Annotated in this window: 20 protein-coding genes, 1 tRNA gene and 1 pseudogene; 7 read left to right on the top strand and 15 right to left on the bottom strand. The window is 62.9% G+C overall.

Annotated features, from left to right (window positions below; translation table 11 throughout):
- Window positions 1–33: 33 nt before the first annotated feature.
- The 4 genes from ACWTV1_RS09630 to ACWTV1_RS09615 are packed head-to-tail and all read right to left on the bottom strand — an operon-like array spanning window position 34 to window position 3871.
- On the bottom strand, window positions 34–1077 hold the full coding sequence (locus ACWTV1_RS09630) for an L-idonate 5-dehydrogenase (RefSeq protein WP_498505148.1): 1044 nt from the start codon (window positions 1075–1077) through the stop codon (window positions 34–36).
- Between the two features lie 56 nt (window positions 1078–1133).
- On the bottom strand, window positions 1134–1907 hold the full coding sequence (locus tag ACWTV1_RS09625; protein WP_498505147.1) for an SDR family oxidoreductase: 774 nt from the start codon (window positions 1905–1907) through the stop codon (window positions 1134–1136).
- Between the two features lie 9 nt (window positions 1908–1916).
- Entirely contained in the window at window positions 1917–3326 is a 1410-nt protein-coding gene (locus ACWTV1_RS09620; protein WP_100389660.1) for a GntP family permease, read from the bottom strand.
- A 23-nt stretch (window positions 3327–3349) separates the two neighbouring features.
- The gene (locus ACWTV1_RS09615; protein ID WP_498505146.1) at window positions 3350–3871 is read right to left on the bottom strand and encodes a gluconokinase; all 522 of its coding nucleotides are present in this window, start codon (window positions 3869–3871) and stop codon (window positions 3350–3352) included.
- A 179-nt stretch (window positions 3872–4050) separates the two neighbouring features.
- On the opposite strand from ACWTV1_RS09615, the gene ACWTV1_RS09610 reads away from it, so the two are divergent.
- Window positions 4051–4476 (top strand): pyridoxamine 5'-phosphate oxidase family protein, encoded by a 426-nt coding sequence (locus tag ACWTV1_RS09610; RefSeq protein ID WP_498478183.1) that lies wholly within the window; start codon window positions 4051–4053, stop codon window positions 4474–4476.
- 56 nt (window positions 4477–4532) lie between these two features.
- Here the strand turns inward: ACWTV1_RS09610 and ACWTV1_RS09605 are convergent, their stop codons facing one another.
- Window positions 4533–4850: a putative quinol monooxygenase gene (locus tag ACWTV1_RS09605; protein WP_498505145.1), complete on the bottom strand. Its 318-nt coding sequence runs from the start codon at window positions 4848–4850 to the stop codon at window positions 4533–4535.
- A gap of 160 nt (window positions 4851–5010) precedes the next feature.
- On the opposite strand from ACWTV1_RS09605, the gene gnd reads away from it, so the two are divergent.
- Together gnd and ACWTV1_RS09595 are read left to right on the top strand one after the other, a co-directional pair.
- Complete coding sequence (gnd, locus tag ACWTV1_RS09600; RefSeq protein ID WP_498505144.1) at window positions 5011–6468, top strand: NADP-dependent phosphogluconate dehydrogenase; 1458 nt, start codon at window positions 5011–5013, stop codon at window positions 6466–6468.
- Between the two features lie 107 nt (window positions 6469–6575).
- Window positions 6576–6947 (top strand): hypothetical protein, encoded by a 372-nt coding sequence (locus ACWTV1_RS09595; protein ID WP_498505143.1) that lies wholly within the window; start codon window positions 6576–6578, stop codon window positions 6945–6947.
- Here the strand turns inward: ACWTV1_RS09595 and ACWTV1_RS09590 are convergent.
- The 5 genes from ACWTV1_RS09590 to ACWTV1_RS09570 all read right to left on the bottom strand — a co-directional run bounded on the left by ACWTV1_RS09590 (window position 6944) and on the right by ACWTV1_RS09570 (window position 11855).
- Complete coding sequence (locus ACWTV1_RS09590; RefSeq protein WP_498505142.1) at window positions 6944–8647, bottom strand: long-chain-fatty-acid--CoA ligase; 1704 nt, start codon at window positions 8645–8647, stop codon at window positions 6944–6946. The two genes, ACWTV1_RS09595 and ACWTV1_RS09590, sit on opposite strands and share 4 nt — an antisense overlap.
- Before the next feature lie 64 nt (window positions 8648–8711).
- On the bottom strand, window positions 8712–9689 hold the full coding sequence (locus tag ACWTV1_RS09585) for a ribose-phosphate diphosphokinase (protein WP_498505141.1): 978 nt from the start codon (window positions 9687–9689) through the stop codon (window positions 8712–8714).
- A 43-nt stretch (window positions 9690–9732) separates the two neighbouring features.
- Window positions 9733–11169 carry a bifunctional UDP-N-acetylglucosamine diphosphorylase/glucosamine-1-phosphate N-acetyltransferase GlmU gene (glmU, locus tag ACWTV1_RS09580; protein ID WP_498505140.1) on the bottom strand — a complete coding sequence of 479 codons (1437 nt, stop codon included), beginning with the start codon at window positions 11167–11169 and terminating at the stop codon, window positions 9733–9735.
- A 94-nt stretch (window positions 11170–11263) separates the two neighbouring features.
- Window positions 11264–11599 (bottom strand): hypothetical protein, encoded by a 336-nt coding sequence (locus tag ACWTV1_RS09575; protein WP_498505139.1) that lies wholly within the window; start codon window positions 11597–11599, stop codon window positions 11264–11266.
- A 184-nt stretch (window positions 11600–11783) separates the two neighbouring features.
- Window positions 11784–11855 (bottom strand) — tRNA-Gln (locus ACWTV1_RS09570).
- Between the two features lie 149 nt (window positions 11856–12004).
- On the opposite strand from ACWTV1_RS09570, the gene ACWTV1_RS09565 reads away from it, so the two are divergent.
- The gene (locus tag ACWTV1_RS09565) at window positions 12005–12496 is read left to right on the top strand and encodes a MarR family winged helix-turn-helix transcriptional regulator (RefSeq protein ID WP_100389650.1); all 492 of its coding nucleotides are present in this window, start codon (window positions 12005–12007) and stop codon (window positions 12494–12496) included.
- Window positions 12489–13565, top strand: coding sequence for a YeiH family protein (locus ACWTV1_RS09560; RefSeq protein ID WP_498505138.1), 1077 nt, complete (start codon window positions 12489–12491; stop codon window positions 13563–13565). Before ACWTV1_RS09565 ends, ACWTV1_RS09560 begins: the two co-directional genes overlap by 8 nt.
- A 63-nt stretch (window positions 13566–13628) precedes the next feature.
- On the opposite strand, the gene ACWTV1_RS09555 is transcribed toward ACWTV1_RS09560, so the two are convergent.
- Together ACWTV1_RS09555 and ACWTV1_RS09550 are read right to left on the bottom strand one after the other, a co-directional pair.
- Window positions 13629–14132, bottom strand: a complete 504-nt coding sequence (locus ACWTV1_RS09555) for a DoxX family protein (protein WP_498505137.1) — start codon at window positions 14130–14132, stop codon at window positions 13629–13631.
- Complete coding sequence (locus ACWTV1_RS09550; RefSeq protein ID WP_498505136.1) at window positions 14129–14530, bottom strand: DM13 domain-containing protein; 402 nt, start codon at window positions 14528–14530, stop codon at window positions 14129–14131. The genes ACWTV1_RS09555 and ACWTV1_RS09550 overlap by 4 nt, the downstream gene beginning before the upstream one ends.
- A gap of 17 nt (window positions 14531–14547) precedes the next feature.
- Here ACWTV1_RS09550 and ACWTV1_RS09545 point away from each other — a divergent pair.
- Together ACWTV1_RS09545 and ACWTV1_RS09540 are read left to right on the top strand one after the other, a co-directional pair.
- A pseudogene (locus tag ACWTV1_RS09545) lies at window positions 14548–15030 on the top strand (response regulator transcription factor); the annotation flags it as partial.
- 70 nt (window positions 15031–15100) lie between these two features.
- Window positions 15101–16177 (top strand): sensor histidine kinase, encoded by a 1077-nt coding sequence (locus tag ACWTV1_RS09540; protein WP_498505325.1) that lies wholly within the window; start codon window positions 15101–15103, stop codon window positions 16175–16177.
- A 16-nt stretch (window positions 16178–16193) separates the two neighbouring features.
- Here ACWTV1_RS09540 and ACWTV1_RS09535 read toward each other — a convergent pair whose 3' ends face one another.
- The 3 genes from ACWTV1_RS09535 to ACWTV1_RS09525 all read right to left on the bottom strand — a co-directional run bounded on the left by ACWTV1_RS09535 (window position 16194) and on the right by ACWTV1_RS09525 (window position 19312).
- The gene (locus ACWTV1_RS09535) at window positions 16194–18029 is read right to left on the bottom strand and encodes an ABC-F family ATP-binding cassette domain-containing protein (protein WP_498505135.1); all 1836 of its coding nucleotides are present in this window, start codon (window positions 18027–18029) and stop codon (window positions 16194–16196) included.
- 19 nt (window positions 18030–18048) lie between these two features.
- On the bottom strand, window positions 18049–18987 hold the full coding sequence (locus ACWTV1_RS09530; RefSeq protein WP_498505134.1) for a 4-(cytidine 5'-diphospho)-2-C-methyl-D-erythritol kinase: 939 nt from the start codon (window positions 18985–18987) through the stop codon (window positions 18049–18051).
- Window positions 18988–19084: 97 nt separating this feature from the next.
- A complete protein-coding gene (locus tag ACWTV1_RS09525) occupies window positions 19085–19312 on the bottom strand; it encodes a 4-diphosphocytidyl-2C-methyl-D-erythritol kinase (RefSeq protein ID WP_498505133.1) in 228 nt (75 codons plus the stop codon).
- Window positions 19313–19366 lie beyond the last annotated feature (54 nt).

The raw sequence follows: 19366 nt of genomic DNA, 5'->3' as shown, positions 1-19366 counted from the left end.
ACGCTACGAACTCAGCGCGAGACGGTCAGCGCCCTAGAAGCGCAGCAGCACCTTGCCGCTGTTCTCCGAGTCCTTAGCAACGGCAAAGGCCTCGTGAGCATCGGATGCCGCGAACTCGTGCGTCACGATCGGGCCAACAACGAGGCTGCCGTCGGCGAGTGCCGCAATCACTTCGTCGATCTCGTCGTTGAAGCGGAATGACCCAACGAGTTCAAGCTCGCGCGTGATCGCGAGTGAGATGAGTGCGGGCTGCTGGCCGGAGGGCAAGAGCCCCACCATGACCACGCGGCCGCCACGAGTTGCACCTCGCACGGCGGACTCGAGACCGCGGTAGCTGCCCGATGATTCGACGACGATGTCGGCATCGACGGCGGCGATGGCATCCACATCGGTGGCATGAAGAGTCTCGGTTGCGCCGACCTGGCGGGCGATGGCTAGCGGGCCAGCGAACATGTCGACGGCCACAATCTCGCTGGCACCGGCACGCTTGAGCACGGCGACGATGAGGGCGCCGATGGGGCCAGCGCCAATGACGAGAGCCCGTTTTCCGCGAACGTCACCAGCACGAGAAACTGCATGCCAGGCCACGCTGGCGGGTTCGACGAGCGCGGCATCGCGCAGGGTCAACGAGCTGGGGAGTTCTCGCAGCATCCGGCTGGGCACAGTAACGAACTCGGCGAAGGCACCTTCGGTGTGCGGGAAGCGTGCCGCGCTGCCGAGGTAGGTGCAGCCGGGCGAAAGGTTGGGGCGGTCTTCAGGCCAGCGAGGCTCGGTGCCGCCGGGGGTTGCCGGATGCACGGCCACGGCTGTTCCCGCGACAGGGCCGGTGCCATCAGCAGCCTGCTGAATGACGGTGCCGACGACCTCATGGCCGAGAATCATCGGCGCCTTGAGGATCGACTCCCCCGCCGCACCGTGCGACCAGTAGTGCAGGTCAGACCCGCAGACCCCGCCGAACGCAATCTGGATCACGGCTTCGTCGGCGGCCGGAGCGGCCAACGGAATGCTCTCCACGCGCAAGTCATCTTGAGCGTGAATCGTGACCGCGAGAGTTTCGGCGGGGGCTGCACTTGTCATGACAATCTTTTCTGTAGAACGGTGCCGGCAGCGACGCTCGGCGGTAAAGCAGGAGGTTAGACGACGACCGTCATTCCGCCATCGATGAAGATGACCTGGCCGTTGACGTAGTCGGAGCCACTCGAGGCAAGCCAGACGGCAGGGCCGCCCAGATCGGCGGGAGTGCCCCAACGACCGGCGGGTGTGCGCCCGAGAATCCAGTTGTTGAAGGTGTCGTCGTCGACGAGCGCCTGCGTCATTTCGGTATGAATGTAGCCGGGGGCGATCGCATTGATCTGCAACCCACCACTCGCCCACTCTGCAGTCATGGCACGAGTGAGATTGCGGATGCCGCCCTTCGAGACCGTGTACGGCCCGATAGTTGGTCGCGCCAAGTCAGCCTGCACCGAAGCAATGTTGATGATCTTGCCCTCACCACGCGCCAACATGTGGCGCGCAACTTCACGGCCGACGAGGAACGCGCTGGTGAGGTTGGTGGAGATGACTCGGTTCCAGTCCTCCACGTCGAGGTCGAGCATCGGTTCGCGATGCTGGATGCCCGCATTATTCACGAGCACCCCGATCGAACCAATGGATGCCTCGATCTCGGCAATTGCGGTGGCGACAGCCGTGGCATCCGCTACGTCAAACGCGCGAGCGTAGACGCGTTCGACCCCAAACTCGGCGCTGAAGTCGGCGTGAGTAGCGGCAAGGCGCTCCTCATCGCGACCGTTCAGCACGATCGTTGCACCGGCTTCGGCGAGGGCTTGCGCAATGACGCGCCCGATTCCTCGGCTCGATCCGGTGATGAGGGCGATGCGCCCAGTGAGGTCAAACAGAGTGGATGCCACGGCTATCTCCTAGAACAATCCGGCGATGATGAAAATGACGAACGCGATCGCGAAGCCCATGACACCGATGAGTGCCTGGCCGACGGTCCACGTGCGCAGGGTGGTCTGGGTGTCCATGCCGAAGAAGCGGCTGACCAGCCAGAAGCCCGAGTCGTTGACGTGACCCGCGAACACTGAACCGGCGGCGAGCGCGAGCACGATGGCGGCGAGTTCGACGGGGTTGAGCGAGGCGTCAGCGAGAACGACGGGCTGGATGAGTGCTGCCGCAGTGGTGAGCGCGACAGTAGCCGAACCTTGAGCCACACGGATGATTGCAGCGATCACGAAGCCAGCAACGATGAGCGGCATGCCGATCGACTCGAGCGAGGTTGCGATGCTGGCGCCGATTCCGCTGGCACGCAGTACTCCACCGAACATTCCACCGGCACCGGTGATGAGGATGATCGAGCTAACCGGGCCGAGCGCGCTGTCGACGATGGTCTCGATGAGCGTGCGCTCCTTGTTTCGCTTCCATCCGAGCAGCCACATTCCGAAGACGACGGTGATGAGCAACGCGATGGGGGTCTCGCCGAGAAGGCGCAGAACCTGAACAACGGGGTTCTCGAGGTCAACCACACCGGCGGTAGCGAGGGCGTTGAGTCCCGTGTTCATGAAGATCAGAACGAGGGGCAGCAGGAGCAGGAAGAGAATCGTGCCGAGCTTGGGGTTCGACTTGAACTGAGCGGCCTTCTCGTCATCCTGGCTTCCGAAGAGGATGTTGGGGATGGCAACGTCGAAGCGCTTACCGGTCCAGGTGCCGAACTTGTAGCCGACGACGTACCAGGTGGGCAGTGCCACGATGAGACCGAAGATGAGGACGAGCCCAACGTCAGCACCGAGCAGGCCGGTGGCGGCAACGGGGCCGGGGTGCGGCGGCACGAAGATGTGCATGACCGAGAAGGCCACAGCCGACGGGAAGGCGTAGAAGAGCAGCGATCCACCAAGGCGACGAGCCACCGTGAAGATGATCGGCAACATGACGACAAGACCAGCGTCGAAGAAGATGGGGAAACCCATCATGAGCGAGGCAACAGCGAGAGCGAGCGGTGCGCGCTTCTCACCGAAGCGGCGGATGAGCGAGTCGGCGAGCACCTGTGCTCCACCACTCATTTCGAGCATCCGCCCGAGCATCGCACCCAAACCGACCAGCAGGGCAACGCTGGCAAGCGTGCCACCGAAGCCCGATGTGAGGGTTGGGATTATCTGGTTCGTCGGAATACCTGCAGCCACGGCAGTTACGAGGCTGACGATGATCAGGGAGAGGAACGCGTGAACGCGCCCCACGATGATCAGCAGCAGCAGGAGCGCAATCGCGCCGGCGGCCAGCAGGAGAAGGCCCCACGTGGGCAACTCCCACAGCAGTTGGAGGTCGGTCATCATTGTCCTAACTTCTTTTGTGCAGCTCAGTCGACGAAGGTGTCGGTGAGGTCTTTTTTGATGGACCGGACGATCTCGTCCGGAGTCTGGGTGAGGTCGACGAGCACACCGCGCTCGTCGTCCTGGAGCGGTTCAAGGGTGTCGAACTGGGAGTCGAGCAGGCTGTTGGGCATGTACTCGTGGTTGCGGTGCGACTGGCGTTCCGCGATGACTTCGCGTTCGCCGCGCAAGTGCACAAACACAGTGGTGGGCGCGTAGGCCGTGAGCATGCGGCGATAAGAACGCTTGAGGGATGAGCAGGCGACGATGATGGGGTTGCCGTCAGCGAGTTCGGCACCGATGCGTTCGGCGATGATCTCCAGCCACGGGGCGCGGTCTTCGTCGTTGAGGGCGTGACCGGCTGCCATCTTTTCTTTGTTGGCACGAGGGTGAAGGTCGTCACCGTCGATGAACTGCATGCCCAGTTCGGTGCCGAGGGCTGCACCAACGGTCGACTTACCTGATCCAGAGACACCCATCACGATGAGGGGTGGAAATTGTGAAGCCACGGTCTTCCTAACATTCGACGCATCGTTACGTCTGATATCAATCTGACCAGTGTGCCTTAAAGCAGACTTAATGCAAACTTGTTGAGCAAATATCTCCGAAGCTTGCTTTCGGATGCTCTGCTCATGCCCTAGCGCCGAGACCACCGCGGTGGGAGGATGAGGCAAGGGAAGGAATTGCTATGAGCGAGAACCTGAACGATCCGGTCGAAGAACTGACACCGGAGACCTGCTGGGAACTGCTGCGAACGGCCACCCTCGGCAGAATCGCGGTCAGCTTTCAAGGAGAGCCTGAGATCACCCCGGTGAACTTCATCGCCGTGAAGAATCGGCTCCTTCTGCGTACAGCGCAGGGCACCAAATTGCTCAAGCTCACGATCAACGATCGAGTGGCTTTCGAAACGGACTACGTTGGGCCGCACTCCGCCTGGAGCGTTGTCGCTAAAGGCACGGCGCGCATCATCGAATCTCAAGACGAGATTTACGAAGCCGACCAACTGCCACTCACGCCGCTGATCCCGACGCTCAAATACGTCTGGGTAGAAATCAAGCCGACAGACGTGACCGGGCGCCGGTTCACGCTCGGGCCAGAGCCCGAACGTTACTAGGTGCCAGCCGGTCGTTGCGCGCTGCTAGCTGCTCACGACTAGCGAGTCGCGACTTTCTAGAGCGCGCCCTTGCCTGGTGAGCCCATGGGCAGCGCCGTCATGCGCAGCACCGAGACCTCGGCGGTCAGGTGGTCTTTGATATCGCCCACGAGAGCGGCCACAGCGGGGCTCGACCCATGAGCGTCGAGCAGTGCTTCTGATTCCCACTTCTCGATCATCACGAAGGAGCCGTCGGCTGCCTCGTGCATCGCGTACAGTTCACACCCCGGCTCGTCGTGCACGGCGGTCAACGCGGGCTCAAAGGCGGCAACGACCGCATCCCGGCTTTCGGGGCGGATGCGGAAAACGGCGGTAACAATCACAGGTTCAGTCATGCGCCTCACGCTACTCCTCGCTTCCTGAGCGCCCTCAGCGAAGCGAGACTGAATGGATGCCGCGAGCCCGCTGCACGGTGTGCCCTAGGCTTGATGATTGGGCCAACCAGCCGCGCTGCATCGGCCCACCACTTTGTCCCAGAGTCAAGGAGTGAACGATATGACCGCTGCTGAGCAAGCATCCGCAAACATTGGCGTAGTAGGGCTCGCAGTTATGGGCTCGAACCTCGCCCGCAACCTCGCGAGCCGTGAGGGCAACACCGTTGCCATCTACAACCGCTCCTACTCGAAGACCGAGACGCTGCTCGCCGAGCACCCCGAAGCCAACTTCGTTCCGGCATCCACCTATGAAGAATTTGCGGCGTCGCTGTCGAAGCCACGCACCGCCATCATCATGGTGCAGGCCGGCAAGGGCACGGATGCCGTGATCGACGCTCTGACAGAAGCTTTCGAACCCGGCGACATCATCGTCGATGGCGGCAACGCGCTCTTCACCGACACTATCCGTCGCGAGAAGGCAGTGCGCGAGACCGGCATCAACTTTGTGGGCGCTGGTATCTCCGGCGGCGAAGAGGGCGCGCTGCTCGGCCCGTCGATCATGCCCGGCGGTTCCGCTGAAGCGTGGGAGACCCTCGGCCCGATCCTCAAGTCGATCGCCGCTGTGGCCGAAGGCGAGCCCTGCGTGACCCACGTGGGCACCGACGGTGCAGGTCACTTCGTCAAGATGATTCACAACGGCATCGAATACGCCGACATGCAGCTCATTGCTGAGGCCTACGACCTCATCCGCCAGGGCACCGGCGCTACCCCCGCGGAGATCGCCGACATCTTCGCCGAGTGGAACAAGGGCGAGCTCGAGAGCTACCTCATCGAGATCACCGCAGAAGTTCTGCGCCAGGTCGACGCCAAGACTGACAAGCCTCTCGTGGACATCATTCTCGACCAGGCTGGTTCCAAGGGAACCGGCGTGTGGACCGTGCAGACTGCCCTCAACCTCGGAGTACCCGTTTCGGGCATCGCCGAAGCTGTGTTCGCTCGCGCCGTCTCGTCGAAGCCTGCTCAGCGCGCCGCATCCGCAGCGCTGCCCGGCCCGAGCTCGCTGCCTGCTGTCGAAGACAAGGCTGCTTTCATCGAGGATGTTCGCCAGGCTCTCTACGCTTCGAAGATCATCGCGTACAGCCAGGGCTTCGACGCAATCGTCGCCGGCGCTGAAGAGTACAACTGGGACATCAAGAAGGGCGAGATCGCCAAGATCTGGCGCGGTGGCTGCATCATCCGTGCACGCTTCTTGAACCGCATCACCGAGGCCTACGCCGAGAACCCCGGTCTCGTGGCTCTCGTTACCGCGCCGTACTTCACCGACGCAATGGCAGGCACGCAGGATTCTTGGCGCCGCGTTGTCGCTGGCGCTGCCGCCGCCGGCATCCCGACTCCCGCGTTCTCGTCATCGCTCGCGTACTACGACAGCCTGCGCGCACCGCGCCTGCCTGCCGCGCTCGTTCAGGGACAGCGCGACTTCTTCGGTGCTCACACCTACAAGCGCGTTGATATGGATGGCACCTTCCACACTCTGTGGTCGGGTGACCGCAGCGAGATCGAAGCGACTGACTCGCACTAAGCACGTGCACTAATGGAGATGGCGGCGGACCTCGGTTCGCCGCCATTTTTGTCTTTCGGCGTCCGCGCGGGGATATCCCCAGCGGTGAGTGACAGAATGGCACCACCATGAGCTTGTCTGACGAAAACCCCGAACTCGACGGCTACGTACCGCACGGGGATCGCCCGCTACGCTCACGCGCTTTCAAGTCCGTGATGCGCGTCGTTGTCGTTCTCGGTCTCATCGGTCTCGTAGTGCCCGGCATCGTCTCGGCGGCAGGCACGGCCAACAACACGGCTCATCGCACCTGCGCTATCTACACCGACTACCTCGCGCCTCAGGCCGTCTCGTACGACGTGCGCTTCGAGCTCACCGGCGACGGCGATCCCGGCTGGAAGTGCTACGCGGTTTCATTCAACGGTGGCGAAACCCTCTTGCGCTCGCTGGGGCTCATCCCCGGCCCCGCCGTTCTTCCGACGAGCCCGGCCGACAACACCTAGTCCTTCTCGAGCAGCTGCTCTCGCACCTGGCGACGCAGCACCTTGCCGATGAGCGACCGCGGAAGCTCGTCAACCACCACCACACGCTTGGGCACCTTGTAGGCCGCGAGGTTACGGCGCAACAACTCGCGAACGGCACTTTCGTCGAGGGATGCTCCCGGTGCGAGCACGACGGCGGCAACGACATCCTCGCCACTGTGTTCACTCGGCATACCGACTACCGCGGCGTCAGCGATCGTGTGCTGCTGGCGGAGCGCCTCTTCGACCTCGCTCGGGGCCACATTGAAGCCACCCGTGATGATCAATTCTTTGATGCGGTCAACAATCGTGACGAAACCACCCGGGTCTACCGTGACGATGTCACCCGTGCGGAACCAATTGCCGCCATCATCCGTTGCCTTCACAAAGACCTCGGCGGTTTCTTCGGGCTTGTCCCAGTATCCCGAGAACACCTGAGGGCCGCGAACGATCAGCTCGCCCTCCTCCCCCGCGGCACGATCGACCGTCGGGTTCTCGGGGTCCACCACGCGAATCTCGGTGTTGGGCAGGGGTAGCCCGACGGTACCGGCGCGACGCGAAGGGCCAACCGGGTTCGCGATGAGGATCGGGCTTGTCTCCGACAGACCGTAACCCTCCACGAGGGTTCCGCCCGTGCGCTCCTCCCACGGCTCCACGACTGACGCCGAGAGCGGCATGGCACCGGAAATTGCGATCTCGATGCCCTTGAGGGAGACGCCAGCGGCATCCGCAGCAGCCGTAAGGCGCTCGTAGATCGGCGGCACGGCGGGCAGGAAGGTGGCGGGGCGCTTCTTGATAACGGGCAACACAAGATCAGGGTCGAACTTGGGGAAGAGCACGAGGCGCGCCCCCATGCTCATCGCGAAGGTGAGGCACAGAGTGAGCCCGTACGCGTGGAACATCGGCAGAACCGCGTAGACCACAGCAGTGCCCTTAGGAACGGCGGGCACCCAGGCGCGCGCCTGAGCCGCGTTGACCGAAAGGTTGAGGTGGCTGAGCATCGCCCCCTTGGGGTTGCCCGTCGTGCCACTCGTGTATTGGATGAGCGCCAGATCGTTCGCGTCGGGGCGAACAATGCGCTCGTCGATGCGTTTCGACTTGAGCAGGTCTTCCCACACGATCGTTCCGCGTACGGCGGTCGTGAGAGCGGCACGCGATTCCCGAGCCTTCGCGATGGGCAAGCGCAGCAGCGCACGGGTCTTCAGCGGCATCGCACGCGTGACGTCGACCGAGATGATCGTCTCGGCCGCGGCGTCCGCGGGCATCTCCTGAAGAGTGTCGACGACGTTGTTCCAGGCGATCACGACGCGGGCACCATGGTCTTCAAACTGGTGGCGCAGTTCGCGCGGCGTGTAGAGCGGGTTGTGCTCGACCACGATGGCGCCAAGGCGCAGCACGGCATAAAACGCGACGATGTGCTGCGGGCAGTTCGGCAGCACGAGAGCAACGGTGTCGCCCTTTTGCACGCCCAACAAACGCAGGCCTTCGGCGGCACGCTCGATCTGCTCGCCGAGTTCGGCGTACGTGGTTTCACGGCCGAAGAACTCGAGCGCAACCGCGCGCGGGTATTCGGCGATCGTCGCGGCGACGAGATCGTACAGTGACCCCTCGGGCAGCGGAATTTCGTGGGCAACGCCCTCGGCGTAGCTAGAGAACCAAGGTCGGTCGGACAACACAGTCATGGATTAACTGTATGCCGCCCACCGGGCACCCGATTACACCGGGGCACCAAACACTGCGAGAAATTTAGGCGGCGCCGTCGAACATCGAGGTCACGGATCCGTCGTCGAATACTTCGTGGATGGCGCGCGCCAGCAGCGGAGCGATCGGCAGGATGGTGAGCGTGGGGAACCGCTTGTGTTCCGGCACGGGCAGGGTGTCGGTGACAACTACGGAGTCGATGAAGTCGCTCTGCAAAATCGTGGGAGCGGGGTCGGAGAAGATCGCGTGGGTTGCCGCAACAACGACCTTGAGGGCGCCAGCTTTCTTGAGCGCCTCTGCAGCCTTGACGATCGTTCCGCCGGTGTCGATCATGTCGTCGACGAGCAGGCAGACGCGACCGTCAACGTCACCCACGATGTCGTGAACGGTGACCTGGTTGGGAACCAGCGGGTCGCGGCGCTTGTGGATGATGGCCAGCGGAGCACCGAGCTTGTCGCTCCAGATGTCAGCGACGCGTACGCGCCCCATGTCGGGGCTGACGACGGTGAGAGTTTCGGGGTCAAGCTGCTGCTTGAAGTGCTCGAGGAGCACGGGCATGGCGAAGAGGTGGTCGACGGGGCCGTCGAAGAAGCCCTGAATCTGAGCAGCGTGCAGGTCGACGCTCATGATGCGGTCGGCGCCGGCAGCTTTGTACAGGTCAGCGATGAGACGGGCGCTGATCGGCTCGCGACCACGGCCCTTCTTGTCTTGACGGGCGTAGGGGTAGAAGGGCGAGACAACGGTGATGCGCTTGGCCGAGGCACGCTTGAGGGCATCCACCATGATCAGTTGTTCCATGAGCCACTCGTTGATGGGCTCAGTGTGCGACTGGATGACGAAGGCGTCGCAACCGCGAACGCTTTCGTCGTAGCGGGCGTAGATTTCGCCGTTCGCAAAGGTACGCGCGTCAGTGGGAACGAGCTCGCTGCCCAGCTCCGTCGCGATGTCGATCGCGAGTTGCGGGTGTGCACGCCCGGAAACAAGCACGAGTCGCTTTTGACCGGAGATCTTGATGCTGGCCACGGGGGGGGGACTCGCTCTCTGCCGCGGTTACGGCGTACTTCGGTCAGGCGTCGTTATCGTCGTTTGCTGCAGCAGCTGCTTGAGCCGCTGCAGTGCCCGCGCGATTGGTTTCAACCCAGCCACTGATATTGCGCTGTGGAGCGACGTTGATGCCCAAGGAGCCTGCCGGTACATCTTTTCGGATGACCGAACCGGCTCCGGTGTACGCTCCGTCACCAATCCTAACCGGAGCGACGAAGACGTTGTGCGATCCGGTGCGAACGTGAGCCCCTACAACCGTTCGGTTTTTGTTCACGCCGTCGTAGTTTGCCGTGATGGTGCCGGCGCCTACGTTGGACTGTTCGCCCACTTCGGTGTCACCGATGTAGCTGAGATGAGGCACCTTGCTGCCCTTACCAATGCTGGAGTTCTTGGTCTCGACGAAGGTACCGATCTTGCCGTTGACGCCCAGCTTCGTGTTGGGGCGAAGGTAGGCGAAGGGGCCGACGGAGGCGTTGGCGCCGATCACGCTGAGCGTGGCATCCGTGCGCTTGACGACCGCATTCTCGCCAACTTCACAGTCAACGAGGGTCGTATCCGGGCCGATGATGGCGCCGGACTGCACGAGCGTTGCGCCCTTGAGCTGGGTACCAGGGAGAATTTCAACGTCGGGGTTGAGGGTGACGTCGGCGTCGATCCACGTGGTGGCGGGGTCTTCGATAGTGACTCCCGCTCGCTGCCACTTCTGCACGATGAGCTCGTTCATGCGGCGAGCAGCTTCGGCCAGCTGAACGCGGTCGTTGACTCCAGCGACCATCCAGCCGGCGGTCACGGGCATCGCAGCAACCGTGGCACCGACTCCGCGAAGAAGGCCGACGACGTCGGTGATGTACTTCTCCGACTGAGCGTTGTCGGTCGTGATGCGCACGAGCTGTTCGCGCAGCGGGCCAACTTGGAACACGTAGGTGCCCGAGTTGATCTCGGTGATGGCGATCTCGTCGGCGTTGGCATCTTTTTGCTCAACGATGCGGTCGAGGCCGCCGTTGGCATCGCGAACGACACGGCCGTAGCCGGTGGCGTCGTCGAGGATGGCTGAGAGCACGGTGGCCGCCGCTAACTGCGTGCGGTGCTGGGCGAGCAGCGACGCGAGAGTGGCCGAGTCGAGAAGCGGTACATCACCGCTGACGACAACAACGTCGCCGTCGAAGTCGGTGGGCAGAGAGTCGACAGCGACCTCTACCGCGCGGCCGGTGCCGGGGGTGTCGTCTTGGTCGACGATAAGAATGTCGGGCATGAGTTCGGTGAGCGTTGCCACCACTTCGTCACGCTGGTGACGCACAACCGCGATTACGTGGTCGGGGTTGAGCTCGCGCGCGGAGGCAACGACGTGCCCAATGAGCTCGCGGCCGGCAAGGCGATGCAGCACCTTGGGCTTGGCAGACTTCATGCGAGTGCCTTGGCCTGCGGCGAGAACAATGACGGCGAGTTTGTGTTCGGTCATAGTTCTATTCTGCCCTGAATGAGCGGCACTCAGAACGCGCGCCCAGAATCTGGGAAGAGCTGAAAGAAGGGGGAGATTCTGCTGGCTAGTGCGGTTAGCGGTTCAAGCTGTCCTCGTAGGCAGCAGCCGCGGCTTCGATCTCCCACGACTCCACGAACGAATCTTCCGGAATCAGGTAGGGACGATCGATGGCTGTGCCATTCGAGCAGACGTAGTCGTCGTGCCAGTCGTCGTTGTAGGTCGGGTCCCAGATGCAGCGCCATCCGCTGCTCACTTCGCTTTCGGCCGGCTGTGGATCTTCGGAGTTTTCGCCTTCGACCTGAGGGTGCTCCTGAGGCGGTTGATTGTCGTCTTGAATGCCCACATAGGACGAACATCCCGCGAGCGCCAGCACAGCCACGACGAGCAGAACAACGGAGCCGCGATACATCGGTGGCAAAGCCTCTCGGGTTTAAGCGGTTAGCGAGTCAGGAATCATCCAGAGAGTACAGCGGCAATCAGACGTCAGCTAGCCCCCAACTCAGGGTTCAGCCCAGGTCGCACAACACCCCACATGAGACCCTTCCACAAGGGTCTCGAAATAGGAGCGCTTGGGTTTCCAGAATCTCTTACAGCTCCGCCTCTAGGATTCGAACCTAGACTGGACAGCTCCAAAGGCTGCCGTGCTGCCGTTACACCAAAGCGGACCGCACCCGAAGGCGCGCATCAATTCTGCCAGATCATTGGCCGTCTGTCGTGCACGTAGCCCGATTCGGAGCCTTCACACACGTTTCTTCAGGGTTCTCGGGCGCGTTTGTGGCACACATCCGGGGATTGAAGCTGAGATAATAACCGGATGCCCCAACGCGACGAAGTCGACCGAATTGTCGAAGCGTGGTCGCGCGAGCGCCCCGATCTCGACTTTGCGCCGTTGCATGTTCTCAGCCGTGTCGGTCGCCTTGCCAAGCACCTCGAACGCGCCCGTAAGGCCGCTTTTGCTGTCGCGGGCGTCGAGCCGTGGGAGTTCGACGTGCTTTCTGCCCTGCGCAAGGCCGGCGCTCCGTACCAGTTGAGTCCGACTGCTCTCGTGCAGCAGACAATGGTTTCGAGCGGCACGATGACGAACCGCATCGACCGCATGGTGGCCCGCAAACTTGTCGAGCGTCGCACCGACCCCAATGATGGTCGCGGAGTGATTGTGATCATGACGGCTAGTGGGCGCGAACGCGTCGATGAGGCCATCACTTCACTCGTGCACGACGAGACAGCCCTGCTGGCGCGCATGTCTCCCCTGGAACAAGAACGATTGAGCTCCCTGCTCAGAAAGTTGAGCCTCGACGGTGAATAACCTGCAAGTCCCGACCGCTTTTCGCCGCAACTCCCCCGGGCTCGGTCTGGCACTTGCCGCTTTCGCTCTCGCTGTACTCATCAGTTTTCTGGTGCCGGCGATCCCGACGCTCACCGCGTGTGTGGTGCTGGGCATCCTGTTCGCCGCCCTGCCATGGCGCGGTTCGGTTCGTGCCGAGGTGAAGCCGGGGCTCGCGATTGCCGCTCGTCGTTTGCTGCGCATCGGTGTTGTCTTGCTCGGCTTCAAACTGAGCCTCGTGAACATTGCCGAACTGGGCTGGCTCGTACTCAGCATGATTGTCGCGATCGTCGTCATCACGTTCTTCTTTACGTGGGGCCTCGGCCGGATGCTGCGCCTCCCCGGCCAGCAGCCCGTGTTGATTGCAGCCGGATTTTCGATCTGTGGCGCCTCGGCCATCGGCGCGATGGCGGGTGTCACGCGCGCGAAGGACTCCGACACGGCCACCCCGATCGCGCTCGTCACGCTGTGTGGCACTCTCGCCATCGCCTTACTCCCAGCACTACGCCCGCTCCTCGGTCTCGACACCGCTGAGTTCGGGATGTGGGTGGGGGCGAGCGTGCACGATGTCGGCCAGGTCGTCGCTACCGCGCAAATCGCGGGAGCTACCGCCCTCGCGGTTGCCGTCGTTGTGAAGCTCACCCGGGTCGCGATGCTCGCGCCGATGGTGGCGCTGGCGGGCGTTGTTGCCGCGCGGGCTGACCGAGTGCAGGCTGCTGCTGCGAGCGCCGCTGGTGAACCCGCTACTGATCGCGGCGAGGTGAAGCGCCCCGCCATCCTGCCCCTGTTTGTTGTTGGTTTTTTGGCGGCCGTTCTCGTGCGTACCTTCGTTCCGCTGTCCGACGGTTTTCTTGAGGCAGCAGCCTACGGCCAAGAGCTTGTACTCGGCATGGCCCTCTTCGGGCTCGGAGCGTCGATCAGCATTGGCAACCTCGTTCGCACCGGCGGGCGCGCTCTCGTGGTCGCGCTCATCTCCTGGGCCGTTATTGCTCTGCTCTCCTACGGCGCGGTGGAAATCGCCCGCGCCGCAGGAGTCGCTGCCCTGGGTTAGAGCCAAAGCCAGAGCCAAAGCCGTTTGCTGATGCCAGCCCCCGCGGCTGACATCAGCAAGGGGCTACAGCCAGCGCCGGACCGGAGCCGAGAACCAGCGGGTTTCGGGCTTCTTGCGTCGCACGAGCTTCTCGACGATTGTCGTGACCGACAGTCGTGACGCGCTGACCACGAAGACTGCGGTAACGATCGAGAGCGCCAGCATGATCGGGTACTCGTCAATCAGTTGGTCGGCGGCCCAGTAGGTGAGCAACGTGAAGGCGCTCATCAAGGCTGCCGGAAGGGTGAGCACTCCGACGATAAGGGCGATACCAAGGCCGACCTCACGAGCGGGAATGGCCCAGCCGAAGAAGCCCGGGGCTCCCCCGAGGAACGTGGGGGTGAATGCCTCGAAGAAGTCGGGCACGCGATTGTTGGAGACGGTGCTGTCTACAACGAGTCCGATATCGGCCCCGTCGAATCCTGCCTTGAGCTTGAACAGACCTTCGTTAAGCCACAGGATGCCGAGGCCCACCCTCGCCGCTCCCGTGATGACGGAAGCGACGAGGGAAAGCGCACGGTTCATCATGAGAGAAGTGCGGATCCGAAGATTGCCTTGACCTTGTCGCAGTAGATGACGACGGTGTCGTAACCGGAGACATCCATGGCATCGAAGGTGAAGGTCTGGGTCTCTTCATCGAAGACGACGGAGTCGATCTGCATGCCGGCTGCAATGGCATCCTCATCGTCACCGTTGGTGAGGTAAATGTGGAGGTCGGGGCCCTCGTCCGAGGAGTACCCGGAGAGCACGATCTCGGAGTCGCTGACCGTGACGGTACCCGCGACCGACTTGTCGCCCTGGCCGGCGAACTCACCGGTGCGCGTTACTTCGTCAACGGGAGCCACAGTCTCGGACTGCGATGACTCCGGGGCGGTGGATTCGCTGCTCGTGGTGTCGGTCGCTGCACCGCTGCAGGCACTGAGCATGAGCGAGAGAGCGAGGATTGCTGCGCGGGCGGGGATATTCCGTTACGGGCATTAGCGACGGTATTCAGGCGCGCGATGCCCTGCGCGGCCCGCTACCCGACGTGCTCATTCTCGATCGGATGCTGCCCGGCGTCGGCGGCGACGAACTGTGCCGACAGGCACGAGCGGCATCCCCACAGCTGCCGATCATCATGCTGACCGCTCTGGATGCCGTGGAAGAACGCATCGATGGTCTCGAACACGGTGCCGATGACTACATCGCCAAGCCATTCTCGTTGCGCGAACTGCAACTGCGGGTCGATGCGATGGTGCGCCGAACGCGCAGCTCGCACGTGTCATCCGAACCGTTCACGCTCGGTCAGTTTCGCGTCGACCCGGCGCACCGCAAGATCTTGCTCGACGGCAACGAGATGACGTTGACCACCCGCGAATACGAGCTGTTTCTCTTTCTGCTGCAAAACCCCGAACGTGTGCTGAGCCGCGACGACATCCTGCGCGAGGTGTGGGGCTGGAGCTTTGGCGAAGCTTCTACCGTCACCGTGCACGTGCGCCGCCTGCACAACCGCCGTGATGCTCGTTGCGCTGCTCGCGCTGCGGCTAGGCCGTCGGCGCTCGATTGCGTTTCAGTTCACGGTCGTCGTGATCGCCGCAATCGTCTCAATCGCCGTGACTACCGTTGTCGCGACCGCGCAAATGTATCTCTCGGCCCACGATCTGCAGGTCGTGCTGTGGGTCGTCGGCATCTCCACAGTGATGAGCCTCCTCGCCGCGCTCGTGAGCGGGCGTGCTGTTCGCCGGGCCTTCGCCAAGTTGCGCGAAAGCGTGGCGCAGGTTGGAGCCGGCGATGTTGTCGCCCCTAATTCCGACACGTGGAAAGAGGTCGCTGAAGTCTCGGTGCAGCTCTCCGAAGCCTCCGAGCGTCTCGCCGCCGCCCGCGACGAGATTGCTCGCCTTGACGCGTCGCGCCGCCAGTTCTTCGCCTGGATCTCGCACGACCTCCGCACTCCCCTGACCGGTATCAGCGCCCTCGCTGAGGCCCTCGACGCGGGCGTCGTGGAAGACCCGAGCGACTACCTGCGCCAGATTCGCGCCCAGGTCGGCACCATGAATCGACTCGTCGACGACCTCTTCGAGCTGTCGCTCATCCAGAGCGGCACGCTCAAGCTGCGTCCCGAGAACGTCGAGCTGCTCGATATTGTGTCGGATGCCGTTGCCGACGTCAGCCAGCTGGCTGCGGCTCGCGGCATCCAGATCAGCCATGCCGGGGTGGAGGGACGGATGCTCTGGGCCGACCCGCACGAGCTCACGCGCGTGGTCGTGAATCTGCTCACCAACAGCATCCGCTACGCACCGGCGAACTCGCAGATTCTCGTCAGCGCCGACCAGCGCGACGAGTCGAGTCTGATGCTCTCAGTGCTCGATCAGGGCAGCGGTGTCGCCAGCGAAGACCTCAGTCACATGTTCGAGATCGGTTGGCGCGCTACCGAAGCGCGCACTCCCGAGCAGGAGTCGAGCGGTTCGGCCGGCGCCGGGCTCGGCCTCGCGATTGTGCGCGGCATCGTGGAAGCCCACGGCGGCGGCGTGAACGCCGAGCAGCTCCCCGAGGGGTTCCGGCTCAACGTCGCACTACCGACCGTCGCGGCCTAGCACGCTAGCTAGCGTTCTAAGAGAGCAGTTCGTCGAGTTCGAGCCAGCGGGTCTCGACAGTGTCGAGCGCCTCTTGCAGAGCCTGCTGTTCACCAACGAGGGCACCCAAACCAGCAAAGTCTGACTGGTCGTGCGTGGCCATGCGCTCGTGAAGTTCAGCGATCTGCCCCTGCAGCTTGGCGATCTTGCGACCGGCAGCAGCGTGCTCCTTCTGCGAGTTGCGCAGTTCGGCACCGCCCAGCTTGGGCTTGGCTTTCGCGGCCGTGGCATCCGGAGCACCCGCAGCAGCACCGGAAGCATTGCCCGAGGAGCCCTTGAGTTGCTGGTTGCGCAGTTCGAGGTACTGGTCGACACCACGCGGAAGGTGACGGAAGTTACCCTCCATCACGGCGTACTGCTGGTCGGTCACGCGCTCGAGCAGGTACCGGTCGTGGCTCACGACGAGCAAGGTGCCCGGGTAGGTGTCGAGAAGGTCTTCGATGGCCGCGAGCATGTCGGTGTCGAGGTCGTTAGTCGGCTCATCGAGAATCAGAACGTTCGGCTCCGAGAGCAAAATGAGCAGCAATTGCAGGCGACGCTTCTGGCCACCCGAGAGGTCTTTCACCGGGGTGGAGAGCTGTGTGCTCGTAAAGCCAACGCGCTCGAGCATCTGGGTGGGCGTCATCTCCTTGCCGCCGGCAACATAGGTGCTCTTGTGGCGACCGATAACGGTGCTCACGCGCTCGTTCCACACGTCTTCGAGCTCAGCGAGCTGCTGTGTGAGTGTCGCGACCTTGATGGTCTTGCCGCGCTTGACGCGACCCTTCGTGGGCAACAGGGTTCCCGAGACGAGCGACAGCAGCGTCGACTTTCCGGCACCATTGACGCCGAGGATGCCGGTGCGCTCGCCGGGAGCGATGCGCCAGGTGACGTCCTTGAGTACGGTCTTCTCGCCCGTGGTTCCGGATGCCGGGTCAGTGACCTGATAGGTGACCGTGACGTCTTCGAGGTCAACAACATCCTTACCGAGGCGCTGCATCGCCATCGACGACAGCGAGACGCTGTCGCGGGCGGGAGGCTCGTTTTCGATGAGTTCGTTGGCGGCATCGATGCGGAATTTCGGCTTTGTGGTGCGCGCGGGAGCACCTCGGCGCAGCCACGCGAGCTCTTTACGCATGAGGTTCTGGCGCTTCGACTCGGAGGCAGCCGCCATGCGGTCACGCTCCACGCGCTGCAGAATGTAGGCCGCGTAGCCACCTTCGAAGGGCTCGATCAGACGATCGTGCACCTCCCACGTTGCGGTACAAATCTCATCGAGGAACCACCGGTCGTGAGTGACAACCAGCAGCCCGCCGGCGTTGGTTCCCCAGCGACGCTTGAGGTGGCTCGCAAGCCACGAGATACCTTCGACGTCGAGGTGGTTAGTGGGCTCATCCAAGAAGATGACATCCCAGTCACCAATCAGCAGAGCGGCAAGAGCAACACGACGACGCTGACCACCGGAGAGGTCGCCAACCTTGGCTTCCCACGGGATGTCGGAGGCGAGGCCCGCAATGACGTCGCGAACCTTGGGGTCGCCCGCCCACACGTGCTCGTCGATATCGCCGATGACGGTCTCGTGCACGGTCTTGGTGCCATCGAGTTCGTCGGCCTGGTCGAGCATGCCGAGGCGCACACCGTTTCGGCGCGTAACGCGACCCTCGTCGGGCTCGAGTCGGCCCGAAAGCATCCGCATAAGGGTGGTTTTGCCGTCACCGTTGCGACCGACGATGCCGATACGGTCGCCCTCGTCGAGGCCGATCGTGACATTGTCAAAGATTACGCGGGTCGGAAATTCAAGATGAAGGGACTCAGCGCCAAGAAGGTGTGCCATTCGGGCAAGCCTAGCCGGGTTAGTCGTTAATAATTCGCGCGCCGTGAACCGGACCGGTCGCCCGCACGACGTTCATTTGCGCTGCGCTCAACGCGATCTGCAATTCGAGGGCCGAATCGAGGTCAGCGGTGAGGAAGGCAACCGTGGGGCCCGAGCCAGAAACGACACCAGCGAGGGCACCGTTTTTCTCACCGAGTTCGATCACGCCAGCAAGCGACGGTGCCATCTTGAGGGCGGGAGCCTGCAGGTCATTGTGGAGGCACTCGGCAAGCATGTGCGGGTCGCCGGCACGCAGCGCCTGCAGAACATCGGCGTCAACCGACGGGGCAACTTCGGCCGGGAAGATGTCTTGAGAGTACTGCTGGCGGTGCTCATCGAGCGCCGTGTACACCTCGGGAGTCGAGAGGCCCGCATCGGAAAGAGCGAGAACCCATTGAAACTGACCCTTGGCAAGAGCAGGGCTGAGCTGGTCGCCACGACCTGTTCCGATAGCGGTTCCGCCGGTGAGTGCGAAGGGCACGTCGGCACCCAATTCGCTGGCAAGGCCGAGCATTTCTTCGCGAGAGATGTTGGTGCCCCAGAGCGCATCGCAGGCCAAGAGGGTTGCTGCGGCATCCGCCGAGCCGCCACCCATGCCGCCCGTGACAGGAACGTGCTTATCGATCTCGAGCCGAACGCCGCCGCGGTAGCCCGTGCGGCGCGCGAGGAGCCGAGCTGCCTTGATGGCGATGTTGGAGCCGTCGGTGGGCATACGAGAAAGATCTACGGTGCCGGTAACCGACACCGAGAAGTCGTCGGCGTGAAAAGCGCGCACATCTTCACACAGTGAAACAGCCTGATAAGCGATGGCAACGTCGTGATATCCGTCATCGAGCAGCGCGCCGACTTTGAGGAAGACATTGATCTTGCCGGGGGCACGAGCGTGAACCATTGTGGAGGCTGCCGGGACGGTAGTCATGATCCAAACTTACCTTGTGGAACGTACCGGTCTGTGCGCAGGCTGGGGATAACGGGCCTCGACGAAAAATCGTGAAGGTCTCGTTACCCTGGTGAAACTACTTCGAAATACTGAGCCCGCGAACTGCCGCGTAGCGGGCCGTCACCGACTCTGCCCACTCGGCGCTCACATGAGCAGCATTGGCCTCAAACCAGCTCAGGAACTCGGCATGCTGCCATTGAGACGCTCCGGCCATATCGAGAAATGCGAACCATTCATCCGGATGCCGCCCCGTTCCTTCCAGAACGTCGCGGTCACTGGGGGTGTTGTTCGCTGCTTCCGACATGAGGCCAACTTACCGTCGTTCGGCACCAAACGGAATGGCTGATCTGACGCAGCC

Source organism: Salinibacterium sp. VpJ6 (assembly GCF_059767345.1).
The sequence above is the reverse complement of the archived record's forward strand: the minus strand, read 5'-3'. Positions and strand labels throughout refer to the sequence as shown.

Bases quoted from the DNA above. Each gene is read 5' to 3' on its own strand.
- ACWTV1_RS09630 (WP_498505148.1), bottom strand. From the start codon at position 1,077: ATGACAAGTGCAGCCCCCGCCGAAACTCTCGCGGTCACGATTCACGCT.
- ACWTV1_RS09620 (WP_100389660.1), bottom strand. From the start codon at position 3,326: ATGATGACCGACCTCCAACTGCTGTGGGAGTTGCCCACGTGGGGCCTT.
- ACWTV1_RS09610 (WP_498478183.1), top strand. From the start codon at position 4,051: ATGAGCGAGAACCTGAACGATCCGGTCGAAGAACTGACACCGGAGACC.
- ACWTV1_RS09605 (WP_498505145.1), bottom strand. From the start codon at position 4,850: ATGACTGAACCTGTGATTGTTACCGCCGTTTTCCGCATCCGCCCCGAA.
- gnd (WP_498505144.1), top strand. From the start codon at position 5,011: ATGACCGCTGCTGAGCAAGCATCCGCAAACATTGGCGTAGTAGGGCTC.
- ACWTV1_RS09595 (WP_498505143.1), top strand. From the start codon at position 6,576: ATGAGCTTGTCTGACGAAAACCCCGAACTCGACGGCTACGTACCGCAC.
- ACWTV1_RS09590 (WP_498505142.1), bottom strand. From the start codon at position 8,647: ATGACTGTGTTGTCCGACCGACCTTGGTTCTCTAGCTACGCCGAGGGC.
- glmU (WP_498505140.1), bottom strand. From the start codon at position 11,169: ATGACCGAACACAAACTCGCCGTCATTGTTCTCGCCGCAGGCCAAGGC.
- ACWTV1_RS09575 (WP_498505139.1), bottom strand. From the start codon at position 11,599: ATGTATCGCGGCTCCGTTGTTCTGCTCGTCGTGGCTGTGCTGGCGCTC.
- ACWTV1_RS09565 (WP_100389650.1), top strand. From the start codon at position 12,005: ATGCCCCAACGCGACGAAGTCGACCGAATTGTCGAAGCGTGGTCGCGC.
- ACWTV1_RS09555 (WP_498505137.1), bottom strand. From the start codon at position 14,132: ATGATGAACCGTGCGCTTTCCCTCGTCGCTTCCGTCATCACGGGAGCG.
- ACWTV1_RS09550 (WP_498505136.1), bottom strand. From the start codon at position 14,530: ATGCTCAGTGCCTGCAGCGGTGCAGCGACCGACACCACGAGCAGCGAA.
- ACWTV1_RS09540 (WP_498505325.1), top strand. From the start codon at position 15,101: ATGCTCGTTGCGCTGCTCGCGCTGCGGCTAGGCCGTCGGCGCTCGATT.
- ACWTV1_RS09535 (WP_498505135.1), bottom strand. From the start codon at position 18,029: ATGGCACACCTTCTTGGCGCTGAGTCCCTTCATCTTGAATTTCCGACC.
- ACWTV1_RS09530 (WP_498505134.1), bottom strand. From the start codon at position 18,987: ATGACTACCGTCCCGGCAGCCTCCACAATGGTTCACGCTCGTGCCCCC.
- ACWTV1_RS09525 (WP_498505133.1), bottom strand. From the start codon at position 19,312: ATGTCGGAAGCAGCGAACAACACCCCCAGTGACCGCGACGTTCTGGAA.